At 57.3% G+C, this 17594-nt stretch carries 21 protein-coding genes and 1 rRNA gene; 10 read left to right on the top strand and 12 right to left on the bottom strand.

Translation table 11 applies throughout. The annotated features are described in order from the left end of the window. The first annotated feature begins 57 nt into the window (after positions 1-57). Genes fliL through fliR form a run of 7 tightly spaced genes read left to right on the top strand, consistent with a single transcriptional unit; the run spans position 58 to position 4532 of the window. Positions 58-534: a flagellar basal body-associated protein FliL gene (gene fliL / locus R5M92_RS00480; protein WP_346797058.1), complete on the top strand. Its 477-nt coding sequence runs from the start codon at positions 58-60 to the stop codon at positions 532-534. Between the two features lie 20 nt (positions 535-554). Further along, positions 555-1613, top strand: a complete 1059-nt coding sequence (gene fliM / locus R5M92_RS00475; protein WP_346797057.1) for a flagellar motor switch protein FliM — start codon at positions 555-557, stop codon at positions 1611-1613. After that, positions 1606-2133, top strand: a complete 528-nt coding sequence (gene fliN / locus R5M92_RS00470) for a flagellar motor switch protein FliN (protein ID WP_346797056.1) — start codon at positions 1606-1608, stop codon at positions 2131-2133. The genes fliM and fliN overlap by 8 nt, the downstream gene beginning before the upstream one ends. After that, positions 2130-2651 carry a flagellar biosynthetic protein FliO gene (gene fliO / locus R5M92_RS00465; protein WP_346797055.1) on the top strand — a complete coding sequence of 174 codons (522 nt, stop codon included), beginning with the start codon at positions 2130-2132 and terminating at the stop codon, positions 2649-2651. Before fliN ends, fliO begins: the two co-directional genes overlap by 4 nt. Positions 2652-2659: 8 nt before the next feature. Continuing rightward, a complete protein-coding gene (gene fliP / locus R5M92_RS00460) occupies positions 2660-3439 on the top strand; it encodes a flagellar type III secretion system pore protein FliP (protein WP_346797054.1) in 780 nt (259 codons plus the stop codon). A 28-nt stretch (positions 3440-3467) separates the two neighbouring features. Further along, positions 3468-3737, top strand: coding sequence for a flagellar biosynthesis protein FliQ (fliQ, locus tag R5M92_RS00455; protein WP_346797053.1), 270 nt, complete (start codon positions 3468-3470; stop codon positions 3735-3737). 3 nt (positions 3738-3740) lie between these two features. Next, complete coding sequence (fliR, locus tag R5M92_RS00450; RefSeq protein ID WP_346797052.1) at positions 3741-4532, top strand: flagellar biosynthetic protein FliR; 792 nt, start codon at positions 3741-3743, stop codon at positions 4530-4532. 78 nt (positions 4533-4610) lie between these two features. On the opposite strand, the gene flgL is transcribed toward fliR, so the two are convergent. From flgL to flgB, 11 genes are all read right to left on the bottom strand, one after another. Continuing rightward, positions 4611-5900, bottom strand: coding sequence for a flagellar hook-associated protein FlgL (gene flgL / locus R5M92_RS00445; RefSeq protein WP_346797051.1), 1290 nt, complete (start codon positions 5898-5900; stop codon positions 4611-4613). An 18-nt stretch (positions 5901-5918) separates the two neighbouring features. Continuing rightward, positions 5919-7814, bottom strand: a complete 1896-nt coding sequence (flgK, locus tag R5M92_RS00440) for a flagellar hook-associated protein FlgK (RefSeq protein ID WP_346797049.1) — start codon at positions 7812-7814, stop codon at positions 5919-5921. Positions 7815-7884: 70 nt separating this feature from the next. Continuing rightward, a complete protein-coding gene (gene flgJ / locus R5M92_RS00435) occupies positions 7885-8925 on the bottom strand; it encodes a flagellar assembly peptidoglycan hydrolase FlgJ (RefSeq protein ID WP_346797048.1) in 1041 nt (346 codons plus the stop codon). Next, positions 8925-10055, bottom strand: a complete 1131-nt coding sequence (locus R5M92_RS00430; RefSeq protein ID WP_346797047.1) for a flagellar basal body P-ring protein FlgI — start codon at positions 10053-10055, stop codon at positions 8925-8927. Before R5M92_RS00430 ends, flgJ begins: the two co-directional genes overlap by 1 nt. 17 nt (positions 10056-10072) lie before the next feature. Further along, positions 10073-10762, bottom strand: coding sequence for a flagellar basal body L-ring protein FlgH (locus R5M92_RS00425; protein WP_346797046.1), 690 nt, complete (start codon positions 10760-10762; stop codon positions 10073-10075). Positions 10763-10787: 25 nt separating this feature from the next. Continuing rightward, on the bottom strand, positions 10788-11570 hold the full coding sequence (flgG, locus tag R5M92_RS00420) for a flagellar basal-body rod protein FlgG (protein WP_346797045.1): 783 nt from the start codon (positions 11568-11570) through the stop codon (positions 10788-10790). A 33-nt stretch (positions 11571-11603) separates the two neighbouring features. After that, positions 11604-12362 carry a flagellar basal body rod protein FlgF gene (locus R5M92_RS00415; protein WP_346797044.1) on the bottom strand — a complete coding sequence of 253 codons (759 nt, stop codon included), beginning with the start codon at positions 12360-12362 and terminating at the stop codon, positions 11604-11606. A 25-nt stretch (positions 12363-12387) separates the two neighbouring features. After that, positions 12388-13707 carry a flagellar hook protein FlgE gene (gene flgE / locus R5M92_RS00410; RefSeq protein ID WP_346797043.1) on the bottom strand — a complete coding sequence of 440 codons (1320 nt, stop codon included), beginning with the start codon at positions 13705-13707 and terminating at the stop codon, positions 12388-12390. A gap of 55 nt (positions 13708-13762) precedes the next feature. Further along, positions 13763-14452, bottom strand: coding sequence for a flagellar hook assembly protein FlgD (locus R5M92_RS00405; RefSeq protein ID WP_346797042.1), 690 nt, complete (start codon positions 14450-14452; stop codon positions 13763-13765). 3 nt (positions 14453-14455) lie between these two features. Continuing rightward, positions 14456-14863 carry a flagellar basal body rod protein FlgC gene (flgC, locus tag R5M92_RS00400; protein WP_346797041.1) on the bottom strand — a complete coding sequence of 136 codons (408 nt, stop codon included), beginning with the start codon at positions 14861-14863 and terminating at the stop codon, positions 14456-14458. A gap of 15 nt (positions 14864-14878) precedes the next feature. Beyond that, a complete protein-coding gene (gene flgB / locus R5M92_RS00395) occupies positions 14879-15304 on the bottom strand; it encodes a flagellar basal body rod protein FlgB (RefSeq protein WP_346797040.1) in 426 nt (141 codons plus the stop codon). A gap of 257 nt (positions 15305-15561) precedes the next feature. Between flgB and flgA the strand changes: the two genes are divergently transcribed. From flgA to R5M92_RS00380, 3 genes are all read left to right on the top strand, one after another. Further along, positions 15562-16215 (top strand): flagellar basal body P-ring formation chaperone FlgA, encoded by a 654-nt coding sequence (gene flgA / locus R5M92_RS00390; protein ID WP_346797039.1) that lies wholly within the window; start codon positions 15562-15564, stop codon positions 16213-16215. 86 nt (positions 16216-16301) lie between these two features. Further along, positions 16302-16586 (top strand): flagellar biosynthesis anti-sigma factor FlgM, encoded by a 285-nt coding sequence (flgM, locus tag R5M92_RS00385; protein WP_346797038.1) that lies wholly within the window; start codon positions 16302-16304, stop codon positions 16584-16586. Then, a complete protein-coding gene (locus tag R5M92_RS00380; RefSeq protein ID WP_346797037.1) occupies positions 16583-17032 on the top strand; it encodes a flagella synthesis protein FlgN in 450 nt (149 codons plus the stop codon). Before flgM ends, R5M92_RS00380 begins: the two co-directional genes overlap by 4 nt. A gap of 339 nt (positions 17033-17371) precedes the next feature. On the opposite strand, the gene rrf is transcribed toward R5M92_RS00380, so the two are convergent. Then, positions 17372-17487 (bottom strand): 5S ribosomal RNA (rrf, locus tag R5M92_RS00375). Positions 17488-17594 lie beyond the last annotated feature (107 nt).

The raw sequence follows: 17594 nt of genomic DNA, 5'->3' as shown, positions 1-17594 counted from the left end.
TTTATTCGGCATAATGCGCCCTCTTAAGCGCCGCTTGTGCAGCAACGGGAACAGCAAATGGCAGATACAAGTACTGGGTCCAAAAAGCTTCTCTGGGTAATGATCATACTGGTACTGCTGTCTTCAGCGGGCGCCGCTGCAGCCATCTATATGGTGATGAACCAGAACGGTGCCGGCGAGTCAGGTGGCTCGAGCCAGCAGATGGTCGAGCATCAATCCCCCATATTCCTGCGCATCGAGCCATTTACGGTCAATCTTGCCGATGACTCCCATGGCTCACGCCTGCTCTATGCGGGGTTGACCCTGCGCGTCGGCAACGAGGAGACCAAGGGAATCCTGGAGGAGCATATGCCCCAGGTACGTAGCCGTCTGCTGATGCTGTTTTCCGGCAAGCAGGCGCGCGAGCTGACGTCTCCCGAAGGGAAGCAGCTGCTGACCCAGGAGGTCATCAGCAGCCTCGATACGCCGATGACGGAAAATCAGCCAGAGCTGGATTTACGTGATGTGCTTTTCACTGAATTCATTGTGCAATAACCCAGGAATTCGGAGCCGTCATGTCGCAGGACGATCTACTGTCCCAGGAAGAAATCGATGCCTTGTTGAAGGGCGTCAGTGGAGATGAAGATGCTTCGGCTTCCTCGTCCCACTCTGCAGATGGACCCAACATTCGGCCGTACGATCCCACCACGCAGCATCGCGTCATACGGGAGCGGCTGCATGCGCTGGACTTCATCAACGAGCGCTTTGCCCGCTACTTTCGTACCGGGCTGTTCAACTTGATCCGCCGCAGCGCCGACATTACCGTCGAGTCCGTACGCTATCAGAGTTTCAATGACTTCTCGCGTAACGTCCCGGTACCGACCAACCTCAACCTGGTTTCCATGAAGCCGTTGCGAGGCTCGGCGCTGGTGGTCTTCCCACCCAACCTCGTTTTCATGGTGGTGGATAACCTGTTTGGCGGTGACGGTCGCTTCGTCACCAAGTCCGATGGTCGGGAATTCACCAATACCGAGCAGCGCATCATTCAGCGGCTGTTGAACCTGGCGATCGAAGCCTACCAGGAGGCCTGGAAGGTCGTGTATCCCCTGGAAGTGCATTACATGCGTTCGGAAGTCCAGGCGAAATTCGCCAACATCACCAACTCGCCGAACGAGATCGTGGTCAATACCAAGTTCAATCTTGAAGTCGGCAACCTGTCCAGCAACTTCCAGGTCTGCATGCCCTACGCCATGATCGAGCCGTTGCGCGATTTGCTCGCCAATCCGATCAATGACAGCAACCATGATCAGGATGGTTCCTGGTCGCGCCGCATGGCAACCGAACTGCGCCATTCCGAGGTCGAGCTGATCGCCGAATTCGCCCAGATTCCCAGCCGCATCGCCCATGTCATGTCCCTCAAGGAGGGTGACGTGCTGCCCCTGGAATTGCCCAGCGTCGTTACCGCCAGCGTCGACGGGGTGCCCGTCATGGAGTGCGATTACGGGAGCCAGCATCAGCAGCGTGCGCTGCGAGTGTTACGCATGTTCGATCATGCTGCCATGAACAACTTATCGTCCAAGGACTTCATCAAAGGGTCTACGCCGAAGCAAGCCAAGGAATCCAAGCATGACTGATCCCAACAAGCCCGATCAGAATATTTCTGACGATGACTGGGCTGCCGCCATGTCCGAACAGGAATCAACCGCGCCGGACGAGGCAACGACGCCCGGTGAGGAGGAGGATCCGTGGGCGGCGGCCATGGCCGAGCAGCAGGCTGTCGAAGCACAGGAATCGAGCGCCGATGAGCCGGCCGAAACGGCTCCCGCTGCGGTCAAGGCCGCCAGCGACGATATCTTTCGTCCATTGAATCAGGAGGCTGGCGAGGGAGAGCCGCGTGATCTCGAGATGATCATGGATATCCCCGTCAAGTTGACCGTGGAGCTCGGGCGCACCCGTCTTACCATCAAGCAATTGCTGGAACTGGCTCAAGGCTCGGTAATCGAGCTGGAGGGTCTGGCCGGGGAACCCATGGATATCCTCATCAATGGCTATCTTGTGGCACAGGGCGAAGTCGTGGTGATCGAAGACAAGTACGGTATCCGTATTACCGAGATCATCACGCCATCCGAGCGTATCCACAAGCTGAACCGATGAGCGAAACCTCTTCTCCCGAGGTGCAGACCTCGGGCTCCCTCGACGCTATCGGAAGCGGTAGCGATGCGCTGCTGGGGATGGCTGCACTCGGCAAGACGGCCGCCGCCCTGGCGCTGGTCATCGCCATCATTCTGGCCTGCACGTACCTGCTGCGCCGCTGGAACAACTACCAGCAACGCCATGGGGCTCGCCTTGGCATCGTGGGTTCCACAGCGGTTGGCAACCGCGAGCGCGTGGTTGTCGTCGAGATCGAGGGAGTCTGGCTGGTACTCGGGGTCGGCAATGGCAACATCAGCAAGCTGCATGAGCTTCCCGCTCCGCTAGACCGCACGCCCCCGGCATCCAGTCCGCCTGACGGGCAAAGCCCTGATGTGAAGAGCTTTGATGTGAAGAGCTCTGTCATAAAAAGCTCTGTCATGAAAAGCTCCACTGACGCAAAGACCAGCTTTTCCACTCGCCTGGCAACCGCGCTGAGGCAGGGCAAACGTTCTTCCAACCGACATCGTGACTCGTCTTGAGACCTTGCATGCGGCACCACGTTTCGTTTAATCGCCTCGCTCTCGCCCTGCTGTTGGCTGTACTGCTACTGAGCACCCTGCTGTTGTGGCCGGCTACCGCCTGGGCCCAGCAGATACCGGGGCTGCAGAGCCAGCCGATGGAAGATGGTGGCCAGCAGTGGTCGTTATCGCTGCAGACCCTGCTGCTGCTGAGTTCGCTGGCGTTCTTGCCCGCCCTGCTGCTGATGATGACCAGCTTCACCCGTATCATCATCGTGCTGAGCCTGCTGCGCACCGCCATGGGCACTCAGGCCACACCGCCCAACCAGGTGCTGCTGGGCCTCGCCCTGTTCCTGACGTTTTTCGTCATGTCACCGGTACTGGCGCAGGTCTACGATACCGCTTGGGTTCCGCTGACTGACGAAACGATCAATTTGGAGGAGTTCGTGGTGCTGGCCCAGCAGCCCTTTCGCGAATTCATGCTGGCCCAGACCCGGGAACCGGATATCGCCATGTTTGCTCGCCTGGCGGATGTCGGCCCCCTCCAGGGACCCGAGGATCTGCCCATGCGTGTGCTGCTGCCTTCCTTCGTCACCAGTGAGCTGAAGACGGCTTTTCAGATCGGCTTCACGGTCTTCATTCCCTTTCTCATCATTGACCTTGTTGTGGCCAGCACCCTGATGGCCCTGGGGATGATGATGGTGCCGCCCATCACCATCTCGTTGCCGTTCAAGCTGATGCTGTTCGTGCTGGTCGACGGGTGGCAATTGATCATCGGCTCGCTCGCCGAAAGCTTCTACATGATCTAGTCCGTGACAATGCGGAAGGAGTTAGCGTATGACACCTGAAATGGTCATGAACATTGCCTACCAGGGAATGCGTGTCACCTTGCTCCTGGCAGGCCCTTTACTGCTGGCTGCCCTGCTGACGGGGTTGTTGATCAGTCTTTTCCAGGCCGCTACGCAGATAAACGAAATGACGCTTACCTTCATCCCCAAGATCCTGGCGGTCTTTGCGGTTCTGGTCTTCGCCGGGCCGTGGCTGTTGGGGTTGATCACCGAATTTACCCGCGAGCTGATCGCCAATATCCCGCGCATGGTGATGTAGGCCATGGTCGAGGTCACGTTTACCCAGCTACAAGCCTGGCTGGTAGCTTTTCTGTGGCCTTTCGCCCGGATTACCGCTTTCATGGCGGCATCGCCCCTGTGGGGCCATTCCAGCATCCCCAACCAGGCCAAGGTGGCTCTCGCCGCTGTCGTTGCGGTGGTGATCGCGCCTGTCCTGCCCGCGATGCCCGAGGTGGCTGTCATGTCCTGGGCGGGGCTGGGCATCATGGTCGAGCAGATACTCATCGGTCTGGCCATCGGTATGGTCATGCACATTGTCTTTGCCGTGGTCCAAGCGGCGGGGGAATTCATCGGCTTGCAGATGGGGTTGGCCTTCGCCAGTTTCTTCGATGCCGCCAGCGGCACCAACATCATGGTGTTGTCACGCATCCTGTATATGGTGACCTTGCTGATGTTCCTGGCCTTTAACGGCCACTTGATGGTACTCGAAACGCTGATCATGAGCTTCCAGGCCCTACCGATAGGGATCGGCAGCTTCAACCCGGATGCCTTCATCATGCTGGCACGCTACGGCGGCACGATCTTCGCGTCCGGCATGCTGATGGCCTTGCCCCTGGTGGCGTCGCTTCTGATCATCAACCTGGCTCTGGGGATACTGAACCGCTCCGCTCCGCAGCTGACGGTCTTCAATATCGGCTTCCCTACCTCCCTGACCGTGGGTCTGATACTGATGATGGTGCTGATGATCGATATCGGCCGCTTCCTGCAGCGGCTATTCAGTCAGGGGGTGAGTTTCATGCAGCTCTTGATCGAGACGTTGGCACCCTTGGGTTGAGCCCCAACGACAACGCCCCGGCATAAGCCGAGGCGCATCGTTCGGGCGTGGCATGGGGTAGCCACAACATCGCAAGCTTTACATATAGTTGAAGAGCGACAAGCCCTTGACGTCGACGAAGGCTTTCTGCGCCGCCTGCATGCCTACCTGCCGCAGGCTGTACTCGGAGATGGCGGCGTTGTAATCGAGGTCCACCAGATCCGACAGGGTCTGCTCGTAGTTGAGCATGCGATTGCTGCCCACGGCGTCGACCACATCGAGCTCATTGAGCCGGGCGCCGGCCGAGGCACGTACCGTCAGGACATTATCCAGATTGTTGTCCAGGTCGCGCATGGCGGTATTCAAAGTATTGCGCAGGTCGGCCTTCTTGGCGGGCGTATCGGCCGGGTTTTCCAGCACCCGAATGGCTTCCTCCATGGTGCGGAAGAGGTTCGGTTCGCGCTGTTCGCTGCCGGCTTGGGCCACGAGGATTTCGTCGCCTTCAGCGGGTATCCCTTCCAGAGTGATATTGACACCACCAAACGTTAACGGCTGTCCAGTGCCGGTATATACACCCGAGTCAACCAAATCCTCCTCAGTTTCTAGCCAGCCACCATCTTCAAATCGCTGTACTTGATAGTCAAAACCACTATCGGGGTCGTCGTTTTCAGTAAATACAATACGATAGCTATCACCATAGCCATCATCATTAACATCACGGATTTGCGGCCCGCTGAAAGTCACATTGCCTTTGTTTCTAGCAGCATCATCTACCAAAGGCTTTCCATCAACGCCTGTTTTAATCGACTCAGCCACGTAGCCTGCTCCGCTGGGCACGCTCTTGAAGATGGTTTCGCCGTTGTCGGCGACCGGCATCAGGCGCGAGGCGTCGATACGCTGTTCACGGGCGTTGCTGTCTCCCTGGTACTGCACACTATCGCCTACCTTGACGAAAGGCGGCGCATTGTCCTTATAGCCACCGAACAGATAACGACCGTTGCCGTCGGTGGCGTTGGCCTGGCCCAGCATGGTTTCGTAGATACCCTTGAGCTCGCTGGCGATCGATTCACGGTCGACGTCGCTCAGGGTATCGCTGGAAGCCTGCACCAATAGTGTCTTGGCGCTGATATTGGCATCGCTGATGCTGTTGAGGATGCTCTCTTCCTGGGCGAGGGAATTTCGGGCGGAGACCCGGGCATCGGTATACTGCTGCGTTACCGCCCTTGCCTGGTCCACGCCCACGGCACGCGAGGCCGCCTGGGGATCATCGGAAGGATTCACTACCCGGCGCCCGCTGGCGATCTGCTGGCTCACCTTGAGAAACTCGCCCTGCTGGCGGTTCATCGAAGCGCTACCCTGCTCGAACATGGTCACGGTGCTGATACGCATGATTTAGTCTCCTCTCGTTCAGCCCCGTAGGCCCAGGATGGTATCCATCAACATGCCAGCCGTGTCGATCACACGAGCATTGGCCTGGTAGTACTGCTGGTAGCGAATCAGGTTGGCGGCCTCTTCATCCAGATTCACCCCCGATTCCGACTGCTGTACGGCTTTCAGCTGGTCGGTCAAGCCCTGGCGAGCGTCCAGATTCACCTGGGTAATGTTGGTCCGGTTGCCCACATCGCTGACCATAGCCCCATAAGCGCCACTTACCGAAGCACTGCCACCGACAATCGATTCGGCCTGCAGGTTCTGCAAGGCGAGAGCGTTGCGGTTATCGCCGGAGCCGGATTCACTTAGGGTAATAGAAAGATTCGCTTCCACCACCGGCAGCTCATTGAGGGTAAACTCAATATCGCCAATTTTAATTCGAGCACCAGCCTCTAATGGATTCGTTGGATCATAAGTTTCGCCGTTGACCGTCATCGCCGCTGTCTCTGGCTTCACTTCACTAACGCCACCATTCTCGTCGATGGTAATCGAGTACTCTTCATTGACATCCGCGAAAGCGCCATCAGCAACACTTACTTTGCCAATATTTAAGTCACCTTCAACTTCAATCAGACTACCCGCCGCGATCTTGTCCAGGTCGGCGATATTGGTTTCCATGCCGTTGGCGGCTCGCCGCACCGGCTGAATTTCAAAGCGGTCGCCATCGGCCGGCTGCTCGCTGAAGGTCAGCGTGACGCCACCGAATGTCAGCGTCCTGTCGGCATCGTCCCAGGCCATGTCCTCCTCATCGAGAATCTGGCCATTATCGTTTCGCGTTACCACCGGATCGTCACCTTCGAAGCGCACGGTATAATCCGTCGCCTTGAGCTCGTCGATAGTGGCGGCATCAAATACAGCCGTCACGTCGGCATCGCTGGTGTTGGCATCGTTGGCGTAGCTTTGCGGGGCACGCACCTTGAAAAAGTCTTTACCCTGCGCGCCATCCAGGTCCACCCCCAGCTTGTGCTGCTCGTTGAAGGCGACAGATAGTGACACGGCCAGCTGGCCGATCTGATTCTGGGTCTTGTCCAGTGTTTCCTGGCGGAAGGTCATCAAGCCGCCCAGCGCCCCGCCGGTGATCGTATTCTCGCTCAGTTCAACAACATTACCGCCGCCATCCTTGTAGCCGACCACGGTGCGCTGAGGGTCGGTACCGGACTGAACCGGTTCCAGGGTAAAGGAGTTCGTACCGGAAACCAGCGGCTGGCCATTGGGCAGACTGATGTTGTAGGTCTTGCCGTCCTGGATATTCAGGCGCAGATTCATCCGCTCGTTGAGCTCGGAAACCATGTGGTCACGCTGGTTCAACAAGCTGTTGGGGGCTTCCCCCGTGCGTGCGCGAGCCAGGGCGATCTCCCGGTTGAGGCCGGCGATCTGCTCGGTGGTGTTATTGACCTGAGTGATCTCGTCCTTGATCTGGCTGTTGATATTGCTCTGCATGTCCTGCAGATAACCATCGAAGGAGCGGAACTGAGCGCTCAGCGTATCCGCCGTTCCCAGCACGCCCTGGCGTGCCGCCGGGTCCGATGGGGCACTGGCCAGGTCTTCCAGCGACGAGAAGAAATTCTGCATCAAGGGCGCCAGGCCAGCATCGCGATCCGCCAGCAGGTTATCGATCTGCGTCACCTGATTGTGATAGGTCTCCAGCGCGCTGGACTGCGTCTTGGCGCTGTTCAACTGGGCCGCCACGTACTGGTTGAACTGGCGTTCGATATCATTGACCTGAACACCGCCGCCGGCACGGCCCTCGCCCACCTGGGTCAGCTCGCGATTGTAGCCGGGCGTGAAAACGTTGCTGATGTTATTGCTGGTGGTGTTCAGGGCGTTCTGCGCCGTGTTGAGGCCGCTCAACCCGATAGAAAACATGCTCATGGTGTCAGTTCCTTAAGCCGATGGGTCAACTATCGGCATGGCGCGGAAAAACTTGAGGGCTCAGAACGGCTCAGCGGATGTCCGCGAGGAAATTATCGCCCGCCTCAAGCGGCCCCATGGAGTTCATGATGGCCACAAGCTTTTGCGCATAGGCCGGGTCGGTGGCGTAGCCGCCTTGTTGCAAGGCATGCGCAGCCTGCCTGGCATCGGGCGCGCTCAATACCGCCGCATAACGCGGATTGTTACCGATCAGGTTCGCGTAGTCGGTAAAGGCGTGCTCGAAAGACTCATAAACACGGAAGGTGTCCTTCATCTGGGTGCGCCGACCATTGAAATACTCGTGCGTCACGATATCCGTCGTGGCGCCCTGCCAGTGGCTTCCCGCCTTGATACCGAAAAGGTTATGGCTATTGGCACCACTGGCCGTGGCGATTTCGTGTCGTCCCCAGCCCGTCTCGAGGGCTGCCTGGGCCAGTATCAACTCGGCCGGCACACCGGTCGCTTTGCTGGCTGCCCGAGCGGGTTCGGCCAGTTTGTCGATGAACTGCTCGACATGGCCTGCCACCGCCACTTCGCGCTCAACTCGAGCTGCCGGGGAAATGCTCTCGACCGCTTCCGGCTCGCTCGTTGCCTGACGAATCGCTTCCAGTTGATCCAGGAACGAGCCCTGCTCGGAAGCGGCGGGGCTAGCCCCTGGCTTATCGGCGCCAGGTATCAAGGCGTCATCGAGCACCCGTGGAGTACCGCGGGGAATGCCGGCAATAAGCGTCTGGGTTTCACTATCTACAGACGCATCCGATCGCTTGAAGGCGCCTTGGCGCTCCAGTTGTTCAACCAGGGCATCGGCAAGACCGATTCCCCGGGACGCCATGGTTTGCGACCACTGCTGATCCAGCATCGACTGGTAGAAATCGGTATCGCGACTGTTCATGAGCCCGGAGGTGGGAATGGCATCGCGCATGCTCTTGACCATCATCTGAATGAACAGCGCCTCGAACTGCTGTGCGGCACCTTTCACACCAGCCTCGGGATTCTGGCGGGCTGTGTGCTGCATGCGCTGCAACCCCTGCATGTCCAGCGCAAACTGGCTGCTGACGTCTTGCATACTCATCAGATAATCTCCAACTCAGCGCGTAGCGAGCCAGAGGCCTTGAGCGCTTCCAGAATGGACATCAGGTCCTGGGGCGTTGCGCCCAGTGCATTCAGCGCATTGACCACTTCGTTGAGTTGCGCTCCTTCCACTATCTGCAGGTAGGCTTCCTGCTGTTCGATATCGATATCGGCATCCGGCACCACCACCGTCTCGCCTTCACCGAAGGGTGCCGGCTGGCTCACGCCGAAGTTCGCGTCGATCATGATCGAAAGATTGCCATGCGCCACGGCAGCCTCGCGCAAGGTGACGGCACGGTTGAGTACCACCGATCCTGTTCGGGCGTTGAGTACCACACGAGCCGGCGCCTCTGTCGGTGTGACCTGCACACTTTGCACACGAGCAATGAAATTGACTCGGGCGTTGTCCTCGGGGGGTCCATCCAGCGCGATCACTCTGCCGTTGCGCGCATACGCCACCGTCTGACCGAACTCATTGTTGATTGCCGCCACTACCCGCTGTGCCGTGCCGAAATCGGTCTCGTTGAGTTCCAGCTCCAGCAACCCGCCGTTGGCGCCCAGATCGAGAGGCACTTCCCGCTCCACCAAGGCGCCGCCGGGAATTCTACCCGACGCCTGCTGGTTGATCTGGACGCTGCTTCCACCCGCTTGAGCGCCTGCGCCGCCGACCAGCATGTTGCCCTGGGCGATGGCATAGGTGTCCCCGTCCGCGCCCTTCATTGGCGTCATCAACAAGGTGCCGCCGCGCAAACTGCTGGCGTTGGCAATGGACGAGACCACGATATCCAGACGTTGGCCGGGACGCGAAAAGGGAGGCAGATCCGCCGTCACCATGACGGCCGCGACGTTGCGCAGCTGCATGTTGGTGCCCGGCGGGATGGAAACGCCCAGTTGGGAAAGCATATTGGCCAGGCTCTGACTGGTAAATGGCGCCTGGGTGGTCTGGTCGCCGGTGCTGTCGAGGCCGACCACCAGGCCGTAGCCCACCAGCTGGTTGTCCCTGACCCCGGAGAAACCGGCGATCTCGCGCACGCTCTCGGCATGCGCCGGCACCGTCAGCAATCCCGTCAGCAGCAAGGCGACAAGCCAGATCGACCATTGCCGGCCGTGGAAGATTCTAGGAGTGGCCATGAAATATCCGCCGTTAATCAGAACGGTGAAACGTTGAGGAAGAAACGCTGCAACCAGCCCATGTGCTGAGCTTCGTTGATGTAGCCGTCGCCGACGTATTCGATACGCGCATCCGCCACCCGGGTGGAAGGTACCGTATTCTGCGCGGTGACGGTACGGGGATTCACGACCCCCGAGAAGCGGATGAATTCCGTTCCTTGGTTGATCGCGATCTGCTTTTCCCCGCGTACCCGCAGGTTGCCATTGTTCATCACCTCCAGCACCGACACCGTGATCGTGCCGGTGAAGGAATTGTTAGCTTGGGCGCCGCCGCCGCCGGTGAAATTGCTTTCTCCGGAAACATCGAAGCCATATTCCGCCAGTACATCCAGCACGTCCGGCAGCTGAGCCAGTTCCAGGCTCGAGCTGCCACCGCGATTGGCGTTGGCCTGCGAGTTCTTGGAAGCGCTTACTTCCTCGTCCAGCACGATGGTCAGAATATCGCCGACTGCACGCGGTCGACGATCCTCGAACAAGGGCTGATAGCCGCGTCGCGCCTGGTAGATCGAGCCGTTGGGAACCGGAGGCGGACGATCGACGACGGTGATCTGCTCTTGCTCGCCGACCACGGAGGCACGCGGCACCTGGGCACACCCCGCCACCACCGCGAAAAACAGCACCACCAGTACCAGCCTTAACCACCGCGGAGCGAGAAGGCGACCCTTCATAGCTTGACCTGCATCGACCATCCCCTTACAGCTGGCTCAAGCGGGCCAGCATTTCATCACTGGTCGAGACGGCGCGGCTATTGATTTCATAGGCACGCTGGGTCTGGATCATGCTGACCATCTCTTCCACCACGTTGACGTTCGAGGTTTCAACATAACCCTGGAAAAGACGTCCGGTGCCATTCATGCCGGGCATGTTCTCATTGGCAACGCCGGAAGCCCCGGTTTCCAGGTACAGGTTCCCGCCGACGCTTTCCAGACCCGCCGGATTGATGAACGTCGCCAGGTTCACTTGACCCACGACATTATCTTCCGCAATGCCCGGCTGGCGTACGCTGACGGTACCATCTTCACCTATGCTCACCGAGAGAGCGTTCTGCGGAACGAAGATAGCCGGCTCCAGGGGATAGCCGTTGGCGGTAACCATCTGGCCGTTCTCGTCGAGCTGGAAGCTACCGTCCCGGGTATAACCGACGGTCCCGTCCGGCATCAGCACCTGGAAGAAGCCGTTGCCGTTGATGGCCATATCGCGGGAGTTTTCGGTCTGCTCCAGTCCACCCTGAGTGTGCAACCGTTCGGTTGCCACCGCGCGGACACCGGTACCGACCTGCATGCCCGAGGGCAAGCGGTTCTGCACATCGTTCTGTGCACCCGGCTGGCGCATGTTTTGATAGAGAAGGTCTTCGAATACGGGACGTGAGCGCTTGAAACCGTTGGTACTCACGTTTGCCAGGTTGTTGGAAATCACATCTAGCTTGGTCTGTTGCGATTCCAGGCCTGTCTTGGCCGTCCACAGGGACTTAATCATTAAGTTATTTCCTCAAGTTACGTGGCGGCTGGATCAGCCCTGCAGCGCCAACAGGTTATTGGCCCGTTGGGCGTTTTCATCGGCGGTACTGATGACTTTCATCTGCATGTCGTAGCGCCGTGCCACGTCGATCATCGAAACCATGGCATCCACGGGGCTCACGTTGCTTCCCTCGAGAGCCCCGCTGACAAGCCGGGCGCCCTCGTCGGCCGGCAACATGCCCGGCTCTCCCTCTTCATTAGGGGGAGCACGAAACAGGCCGTCCTCGCCCCGCACCAGCTCACCTTCTTCAGGCGTCACCAGCTTTATCCGCGCCACTTCCACCAGAGCCTCGGGGCCTTCTCCCTGGCCGATGGCGCTGATGGTGCCATCGGCGCCGATCGAAACCTGGGAGCCTTGCGGCACCGCAATTGGGCCGGCCTCGCCCATTACCGGCCGGCCGACATTCAGCAGCACGCCGTTACTATCCAGTTGCAGGTCGCCACGACGGGTATAGGTTTCCGTACCGTCCTCGGCTTGCACCGCCAGCCAGGCATTGCCCTGCATGGCCACATCCAGCGTCCTGCCAGTGCGCGAGATAGGGCCTTGGGAGTAATCCGTTCCCGGTGTGGTGGTGACGGCCGAGACGCGCGTGGGTAGCAGCGCATCACCCTGGGTGGGCACCGAGCGTGCCGCCTGCAACTGGGCACGGAAACCGGAGGTGGATACGTTGGACAGGTTGTGGCTGACCACGGACTGTTGGTCCATGCTCTGTTTGGCACCGCTCATGGCGGTATATAGCATACGATCCATAGATAGCTCTCTACACTGCCATTAATTAGATATTGATAATGGTTTGCAGGAGCTCATCCTGGGTGCTGATGGTTTGCGAGTTGGCCTGGTAGGCACGCTGGGCAACGATCATATCCACCAGCTCACGCGCCAAGTCCACATTAGAAGTTTCAATCGCACTGGCTTGAACTAACCCTCGCTGACCGGTACCCGGCGCGCCCACCAGCTCAGGGCCAGAGGAGCCTGTCGCCGACCACAGGTTATCGCCTGAAGGGTTCAAGCCTTCGGGATTACGGAAGCTCACCATGGCGACCTGGCCTGCAGCAACTGTCTGCTCATTGGAGAAGTTCCTCATAACGGTACCATCCTCTTCGATGGTAACTCCTATAAGGGAACCGGATGTGTAACCATCTTGACTAAGAGTGTTATTAGTAGAGCTATTTGAAAACTGTGTTGTTCCAGCTAAACGAAAGTTGAATGTTAAATCATTGGCACCGGTACCTAACGCATCTGCGCTAGTGATTGTAATTGCCGACCTATCGCTGCCTTCCACACCTATAATATCCCCATCACCATTTCTTTCAAGCGTACCGTCACTTTTAAATTTAAGAGCAAAGTCGTTAGCTATTCCTGTGTAAATTCCGTTTACTGCTGTCTTTACTGACCACGCATTTTCCCCTGTTTTTTCAAAATACGCTGTCACACTTTGCGCAGTACCTAATGAGTCGTATACAGTAAAAGAGTTTGAGTAATGGTAATTAATTTCTGTTACTGCATCGTTATCTTCATCTTGCTTTGCTTCTAAGCTATTGAACACTTCAGCTTGATTGCGAAGGTCAGCATTATTAACGTCGATACTGGCATCTAAATTATAGACCGCTTGGACACCCGAATTCTCTCCCTCGCTAGAACCTGTTGCACGAGCTGGCATATCATCAGCCGGCACGCTGATAGGTACTGGTGCTCCGCCTTGTGCAATTGGTGAGAAAAGATCATTAGCGTCACTAAGTCCATACCCCATAATCTGGGCCCCCTGGGAGTTGATTAAACGCCCATCGGCAGTCAAGTTTAGCTGGCCGTTGCGGGAGTAGCCGATATCGCCATTGGGGAGCTGAAAACGGAAGAAGCCTTCACCGGCAATCGCCAAGTCCAAGTTACGGCCTGACGACTCTATGTTGCCCTGGGTGAAGTCCTGCATGGTTGCGGCAACACGGGTACCTAGGCCGATCTGCTGGGCATAAACATCGGCGAACTGTACGTTAGACCCTTTAAATCCCACTGTTTGGGAGTTGGCAATATTGTTACCGGTGACGGCGAGCTTAGCTTGCTGTGCGCTTAGACCACTGAGTGCTTGTGAAAAGCTCATGTAATTCCCCTGAATATAACAATGTGATGCGTCGTTAGCGTTGAACGCCGCGAGATCAAAGAATCTGTTTAATTTGGTTAAGCGTGACCTGACCATAAATAGCGCCTAAGTCCAAGCGCACCTCTTGGCCTTTCACTTGCGGCGTGACACCTTCCACCAAGGCATAATTCAACGGCTGAGCACTGATCTCATTGCCTTCTGCATCTTTGGCAGCGTAGCTAACACGGTAATCACCAGCAGGTAGCGCTTCACCGTCATTGGTTTTCCCATCCCACTGGAAAGACTCAACTCCTGCACTCACTGCGCTTACTTCGTTGCGGTACACCACTTCGCCTGCACGACTGCGCACTGTGATTTCTACGCTATTGGCTGGTTTTTCGAGCTCTATGCCAAACGGTGTGGCATAGCTGTTACCTTCGTCATCTATGTTCACTTTAACGTTGTTACCAGGCACGAGTACGGCATTACCAATCAAGCCAGACGCCTGAATCATCTTAGAAGCGTTCATCTGCTCGGTAATGCCGTTGAGCGTTTCATTGAGGTCTTCGATGCCATTGACGGTGTTGATCTGCGCTAGCTGAGAAGTCATTTCCGCATTTTCCATGGGATTGAGCGGATCCTGGTTCTTCAACTGCGTGATCAACAGTGTCATGAAGCTGTCCCGCAGCTCTGCGGATTGGCTCGCTGACTTGGCCGCCGCACCACCGGAGTTGATGCTGCTGATCACACTGGTATCAATGTTCATGGCTTATCCTTCTCCCAGAGTGAGCGTTTTCATCATCATCTGCTTGGTGGTGTTCATGACTTCGACATTGGCTTGATAGGAGCGCGAAGCCGAAATCATATTGACCATTTCATGAACCGGCTCCACATTGGGTTTGGTAACGTAGCCTTGTTCATCAGCGGCGGGATGGCCCGGTTGATAATCCATGCGCAGCGGCGATTGGTCTTCCACCACTTCGGTGACACGAACGCCGCCGATTCCATAGCGGTTCTGCGCCTGGGTCTGGAACATGACCTGCTTGGCACGATAGGTCTCGCCATCCGGCCCGGCGACGCTGTCGGCATTGGCCATGTTGCTGGCGGTTACGTTCATCCGTTGGGACTGGGCGCTCATTGCCGAACCGGCAATATCAAAGACGGAAAACATCGACATTTAATTATTCCTTGGTTATTCCGGCTGCATGGCGTTTTTCAGCCCCTGGATGCGGCTATTGATAATCGTCAGCCCCGCCTGGTAACGCACGGCGTTATCCGCGAACTGGGTACGCTCTCGATCCATGTCCACCGTATTGCCATCGAGACTGGGTTGATCCGGGATGCGGTAAAGCAATTCACTACGTCCCGCTCCCGTGGGTGGGCCTTCTCCTTGAAGATGCCGCTCCGAGGTACGAGCCAAGCTCAACCCGCCGGAAGCGCCTCCTGGAGACCCTTGAGATACCGCCTTTTCCAGTTCGCTGGCGAAGTCCATGTCCCGCGCCTTGTAGTTAGGCGTGTCAGCGTTTGCAATATTGCTGGCCAGCACCTCGTGACGCGCTTGTCGAAGGCCCAGAGCCTGCTGGTGATAGTTGAGCGATGCCGCTAGCTGATCGATCATGCCAACCCTCTCTCAGGAGGTAAAAATTCGAAGATAATTTTGATGATGAAGAATAGCGCGGGCCTTGCCAGCCTAAAGCATGGAACAACCCCGGTTTTCACCAGTATTTCTAATGCTGTATCGCACTGCAAAAAGCTACAATAACACGTTCTCAATCTCACCTTTTCTCATCACTGCGGGCCGCTCTTATGTGTTTGCCTCATACATATTGCTTAGTTCTTCGTTTAGCCCGTGGTTTTTTATTCAAGGTGGGCTTGATGTTATTGCTGGCTCCAAGCGTGGCCCTTGCCTCTTCCGATAACGAAGAACTCATGCAACAGGTCCATGCCTTTCTCTATGAACAGGCGAGTCCGCTAGGCGAAGAAATTCTTATCGAAGTACAGCCACCCTCCCCCCATCTACCGCCTTGCGTGGCTCCCGAACCATTTCTGACCAACACCAGCCAATCACCGCTAGGCAGAGTCTCGGTTGGGGTACGCTGCGGCGACACGGGGCGCCAGGTACGCTACCTGCAAGCGGAAGTCGGCGTTATCGGCAATTTCGTCAAGGCTGCCTCGGCCATCGAGCGTGGCACTCTCGTCACGGCCGACATGCTGGAAGAGCATGCCGGCAATTTGAATGAACTTCCGTCCCAAGCCCTGCTGGAAGCGGCTGACATCGTCGGTCAGGTAGCGCGTCGCCCAATACGCGCCGGCAGCGTCTTTCAGTCACACTACCTCCAAGCACCCACCGTAATTGAACGCGGCCAGCGCGTCGTAGTCGAAGCACGTGGAAGCGCCTTTCGGGTTAGCCGTGAAGGTGAAGCATTGGAGAGTGGCGGCGTGGGAGATCGTGTCCGCGTGCGTTTTGGTGCACGGGAAGTATTGACCGCACGTGTCGCCGAAGAAGGGACTCTGATAATAGATTTTTGATCGACCCCTAAAGTCTCTCCGCCGAAGGCCGATAGTGATACCAACTGGCATGAGTGCTATTAAACGGCGACGATGAGGCAAGCGACGTGAAAATTGACAATCTCAATCCACTGCTGCGCAACAACCAGCCACAGCAGCGGGATGAAACGCAGAAAGCGGGCTCGTCCCCTACCACAGAGCCCAAGACTGAAAGCCGAGCCACGACACAGCTCAGCCAGGCTTCCATTGGCGATCAGCAGGATATCGATACCGCCAAGGTAGAGGAAATACGCAGTGCAATCCGCGAAGGGCGCATGGAAATCCGCGCCGACCGTATCGCGGATGGTCTGATCGAAAGTCTCCGCGAAACGGGAGGAAGCGACCTGTCATGAGTCTTGCCCGTATGCTTGACGACCAACTTGCACGCCTGACATCCCTGATGCGATTGCTCGAGCACGAGCAACAACTGCTGACAAGCGGAAGCATCGACGGGGACGCCCTGGCCAGTGTCGCCGAGCAGAAACAGACATTGCTTGCTGATCTCGAGCGTATGGAGACTTTACGTCGCAACGTGCAGCAGCGCCTGGGTTATGCCGCCGGAATCAGCGGTGCCACACAGGCAGCCAAGGACGCCGGTTGCCATGAAACGTGGGCTGAGCTGTTGAACAATAGTGAACGTACGGCGCGCATGAACCAGTTGACGGGTCAAATGCTCTCGGTACGCATGAAGCACAACCAGCATATGCTGGACTATATCCGCCAGATCGCGGAAAAAACTCTTTACCAAGCCGATGGACGTAATGGTCCTCAATCAGGCCGCATCAACGCCTCTGCCTGAAAACAAGGTTGTCTTCCCTTTCACGCGCTACTTTCCCGTTTCCATGTCACGCTGATCATCCCCCCAGGCATTTGCCGTGGGGATATCGTATGACACACAGGATGTTCTCTTTTTAGACGCCCCCAAACGTAAAAACCCCAGCTCATGCGAAGCTGGGGGGCGGGATAGGTGCTGACGACGACTGCGCCGGGCTCCGGCTGACCTTTCCCCTTGAACATTATAAAGCTGAAAACGGTTAAGCTAGAGGGGAGCAGGTCACCATTGAGCGCCCTTGTGGCTGGCTTTCTCTCCCGCACACAAAAAACCCAGCCGGGTGGCTGGGTTCTCTGCAGGATAGGTGCCTGACGATGACCTACTCTCGCATGGGGAAGCCCCACACTACCATCGGCGCTAAGCGGTTTCACTGCTGAGTTCGGCAAGGGATCAGGTGGTTCCCACTCGCTATGGTCGTCAGGCGTAACGGGTAATGCATATCATGCTGTGTCGTCCTGGTGTGTTGCCATTGACGTGTTTTGTGAGCGTCTCTGTCACTTCAAGCAAGCGTGTCGCTTACTCGTTGCGT

This window comes from Halomonas sp. Bachu 37, from assembly GCF_039691755.1.
Lineage (GTDB): Bacteria > Pseudomonadota > Gammaproteobacteria > Pseudomonadales > Halomonadaceae > Vreelandella > Vreelandella kashgarensis.
This window is presented reverse-complemented; position numbering and strand designations above follow the sequence as displayed.